A 4,338-nucleotide genomic window follows, 5' to 3' on the forward strand; every position below is an offset into this window, starting at 1 on the left:
ACAAACCAATCATTAAAACAAGATGTGATCTTTAAACGTATGTTATCGATAATTCCAAACGACTAAATTTTAAAACAATGCGATTTGTGAATGATAAAAACATATCATAAAATTTATGAACTGTTATGAATGATAGCTGCTTTTCATTTCATTTGAATGACACATGCATTATAATATTTACATCATGATTTGCTTTTTATGCTCTATTCATATGTGACAATCCTATATAAAAAATGGTCAAATGAATCACGTATAAAAGTGTGGATTCTTAAGTGGATTCATATAAAATAATTGCAAACAAACTATTGACTTTATTGTGTTTTTTGATATTATGCCGAAATCGAAGTGATCAAAGCTCCACGGGGTAAAATTCCGATTTTCTCCGTAAGGTGCTTATCTTTATGTGAGATATTCAATCGCAAAAAATTTACTTGTTGCGTATGAATATTTCTGCCCTGTAACGGGACTGGTAAATGATTTGCCATCTCTTTTTTTTCCTCCTTAATCATTACACTGCTGCTTCACCACTGTAAGTGGGAATAACAATCGTTCCAAAATCTTGTGCTGTCTGTGCACTATTGGGCATTTGGAAACGGGTTTTCTTCATGCCTATCAATGTCTTGGCGGCAACACCAAATTCACGTTCATAATCAAAATATTCTTCCTTGAGTGTGTAATTCGTTGCACTATGATTTTTACCAAAACCAATAATCGCACTTTGCGCTCCTAAGAACACCGCACGACGCACACTTTTAACAGCTGTAGAATCTGTCGATTTAACACCATGAGTGACATGGATTGCTTCTCGTAAAATAACGCCATTATACATACCTAGTGAACCATCAAAGATTGGGTTCTTTGCACGAGACGTCGCGTAAACCGATTTTTGAATATCCAACCATTCACCAGCCGCCGTATTGGTCCGCAACTGCATAACTTGGGTTGGATGCAAATAAAGTACATAAACATCATCACCGTTGACATGAACCGGAGAAATTTGCGGATTGGCAAGTTTAGCTTTTTTTACCGCTTCATCAATCAATTTAAGGCTAAAGCTATGTTTGGCTTTATCGTTGAGATCTTCATCCTTGGTTTTGCCATCTGGGCGAATAATTCGTTCACTGCTTGGTGCCATGATTTCATTAAAGCCGTAATGAACCGGTTTAATGTACACTTCTCGACCATCAACATTGATCATACGTGCTGTATAACCACACACCTGAAGAAAGAACATGATGCTTAAACGATTGGCATACCAGCGAACCAAGCCTTCTTTGGCTTTCTTGCGTAAATTCGGTAGTATCCTCTGTTGGTCAATCGAGTCATCATTAGCCACACGTGCTGCATGTAAAAGCTCGTTAATGACCAACCTATCATTCATAAATTGAAGCGCTTCTTCATTGCCCTCTAAAGTTTCACCCTGTGTGACACCATCTCCAAACAGATTCACCAGCAAACTGAATGTAACACTATCCCCTGCACTCTTATGGGTTTCATTATAAAGCTGGATAATGCTGTTTGAACTTTTACCTATCAGGGGAGCAATTTTTGTTGCCTTCAAAACTTCATTGCTTAATTTCTGTGACCACAATTTTACCGATTGTGGATCATGAGTTCCTATATGTGTTGTTGCCATTTTTGATTTCACCTTTCTTTGCTGTAAAAAAAACCGGCTTAAAGCCGGTGAAAAACCCGCATAAAAGGCGGATTATGTTGAAAAACTTATTGTCTAATCGGGCTCTGCACCCATAATTTCATAAAAACGGGCTTCATTCTTCGGATTTGATATCCATACGTTGAACTCCTTCTCTGACATATTGGCAAGAGTTTCTTTAGTCATAGGACCTGTTACCCCTCCTCCACCAGATGCCGTTAAGGTTCTCGCAGAATTCTGCCGGCTTTGAAGCGCTGCAATCTGATGATTGGCTTGTACGGCTTGGTTTTGATAGCCTAGATTTTGTGCTATCCTATAAAGCTCTTCTGCCGGATTGACACCTTTTTGTGCACAAGTTGCGACAATCGTACGTAATTCGTCCCCTATAATCGCATCTATCGTGCTTTTTTGTGCATAATTCGGATAGACTGAAGACCACGCATTCAACTGCTTTGCACGCGTCTCATAAAGAAAATCTGCCGCGGCATCAAAATCACTGTATTTATCTTTTACAGACGTCACAGAGTTTTCTAAAAACTGATTCAAATGCCCATTAAATTCTTGGTATTCAACCGCTTGCCTTTGCGCATCCTGTTGCGCTCGAATATACGCATCTTGCTCTTGAAGCTTCTTGCCCATCCAACCCATGTAGCCAATAATGTCTTGTGTCGGATCTGGGGGAGAGCCACCACCATCAACATAAGATTCATGGAGTTGCGAATCATAAAATTTTGCAAGCGCTTCACGGGCTCGCTTGGCTTGTTCTTCTGCACGTTGCCGATCTTGACTTGCAACAATCTCTGAAGGATTTTCAACGGCTTCTGCAACCGGTTCTGGAGACGTGACTTCATCAGTGTTAATCGTTTCTACATCATTGACAGTATCAAAAGAGCCATCATTATCAAAGACCGATACTTCACTCTTGTAATCTTCATTCAATTCTGCATTCATTCTTTTTCCTCTCTCAAATGCTTCTTCCTCTATATGTGGCGGCTCTCTCTCGCATGATCTGATTTTGCATCTGTTCATTGTAAATACGCTGCCGTTCAAGTTCATGTTTCTGTTGCATAATCTCTGCTTCCAATTCTGCTCTCTTTTGACGCATAAACAATTCAATCTGCTTTTGTTGTAAATCCATCTGTTGCATCTGGCTTTTGGTTGCCATATCCTGCTGTTTTTCTTGCAACTTCATTTCTAGTTCTGGATTCATCTGTTGTTGGGCTTGTTGTGCGATTTGCTGCTGTTGTTGCACTTTCTCACTTACACGATTAAGCAGTGATGCAGGCAAGGGGGAATAACGCAGTAAATCAAGCATGACATCCGGTGTAACCGCATTTTGAAGCAATGGTAACAGTTGCGTGATAATGCCAAAGGTTCGTTCTTTTTCATTCGGACTGGTTGGCGCATCATCCACCACAATATCATAATCAACACTCATCACCGCTTCACGCGTCAACGGAATGTATTGCGCATTCTCTTCTCCAGAAATCCGCACCAAACGACCATCAGACAAGTAATTCTGGATCAAGTGCAAAATAAGCTTGCCTTGCCTTTTGCGATACAAACGCAAGCCATCAAACAGACAAGCAAGCAGATTTAAACTGGATTGACGCCGTTGTGCCTCCAAAATCCCTGCTTGTGATACTTCTCGCGTTCCTATAAACTCTGGCGATAAGCCGGTAACCTGATTAATTGCCTCTTTCGCTTCATTAAACAGTTGGAAAAAGCCCGTAGGAAACTGAGAGACCGGTTTTGGCTGTATCTTGCCACCTGCAAGCGCTCCATTTTTTAAAACCGTAATACTGTCTGCTCTGCTCCAACTTTTTACGGCTTCTCTCTCATCTTCAAAAGCGCCTCTCTCCGCCATAATCCCGCCTTTGGATTGGCTATTAAGGATATGCATCACTTGACTAAAATATTTATTAGCCCATCGCTGTGGGTCTTTTGTGGGACGTACAACCCCATAAAATTGACGCTCTATCTTGTCAAAATAACCCGTGATACATTCCCAACCCAATTGACCAGCTGGAACCATCGGTTGATCGGGACATAGTAAAACTTTCCTGCCTAAAAAAGCTCGCTTAACAACCTTTTTATTAAAAGCCGCCCCTTGGATATCGGGCATCATGCACTGAAGGTGCTTAAACTCCTCCTCGCTATAATCACGAAGTTCACCTGTACTTAAATCGGGTGCTTTGTAATATCTCTCGCTTTCGAACCAACGGCATTCAACAAGGGTGATCATTCGTCGACCGTTTTCAACATCAATTCCTCTCTCATCATCATAAGCCTTTAAATTATTGTGATGAACTCCTTCATAAGCACTCCCATCACACGCCCAATCCGCACTCGATAAGACATTGATTTATAATAATAATCTAGCGTTATTCATATTGAATGAGAACTCCGAATAACGTAAGATTCTCTTATTTCAAAGCTGTTTATCTTGAATCAATCAAAACTACTCATTTGCACATCACAAGCGGGATGAGTGTGTGGATAAAATTTGTACAAGAAAGGAGTAAAAATGGTCCTTATGAACCGTCTTAATGCAAGATCTGTCGCAACATTGGGGGCTGGCAAATATAATGATGGTGCTGGCTTGCTTCTTCACAAACGTAAAGATGGTGGTGCTCAATGGCTTTACCGTTATACCATTCACGGTCGGCGCCGTGAAATGGGCT

3 protein-coding genes and 2 pseudogenes are annotated in these 4,338 nt (G+C 40.7%); 1 reads left to right on the forward strand and 4 read right to left on the reverse strand.

Annotated features, from left to right (window positions below; genetic code table 11):
- Positions 1–329 precede the first annotated feature (329 nt).
- From ABD909_RS07210 to ABD909_RS07225, 4 genes and pseudogenes are all read right to left on the reverse strand, one after another.
- On the reverse strand, positions 330–485 hold the full coding sequence (locus tag ABD909_RS07210; protein ID WP_345097270.1) for a hypothetical protein: 156 nt from the start codon (positions 483–485) through the stop codon (positions 330–332).
- Positions 486–508: 23 nt separating this feature from the next.
- On the reverse strand, positions 509–1,636 hold the full coding sequence (locus ABD909_RS07215; RefSeq protein ID WP_345097268.1) for a N4-gp56 family major capsid protein: 1,128 nt from the start codon (positions 1,634–1,636) through the stop codon (positions 509–511).
- A 93-nt stretch (positions 1,637–1,729) separates the two neighbouring features.
- Positions 1,730–2,605 carry a hypothetical protein gene (locus ABD909_RS07220; RefSeq protein ID WP_345097269.1) on the reverse strand — a complete coding sequence of 292 codons (876 nt, stop codon included), beginning with the start codon at positions 2,603–2,605 and terminating at the stop codon, positions 1,730–1,732.
- A gap of 13 nt (positions 2,606–2,618) precedes the next feature.
- Positions 2,619–4,004 (reverse strand): annotated as a pseudogene (locus ABD909_RS07225) (portal protein); the annotation flags it as partial.
- A 177-nt stretch (positions 4,005–4,181) separates the two neighbouring features.
- Between ABD909_RS07225 and ABD909_RS07230 the strand changes: the two are divergent.
- Positions 4,182–4,338: pseudogene (locus ABD909_RS07230) on the forward strand (integrase); the annotation flags it as partial.

Origin of the sequence: Bartonella acomydis, assembly GCF_039543025.1 — a bacterium.
GTDB classification, from domain to species: Bacteria; Pseudomonadota; Alphaproteobacteria; order Rhizobiales; family Rhizobiaceae; genus Bartonella; species Bartonella acomydis.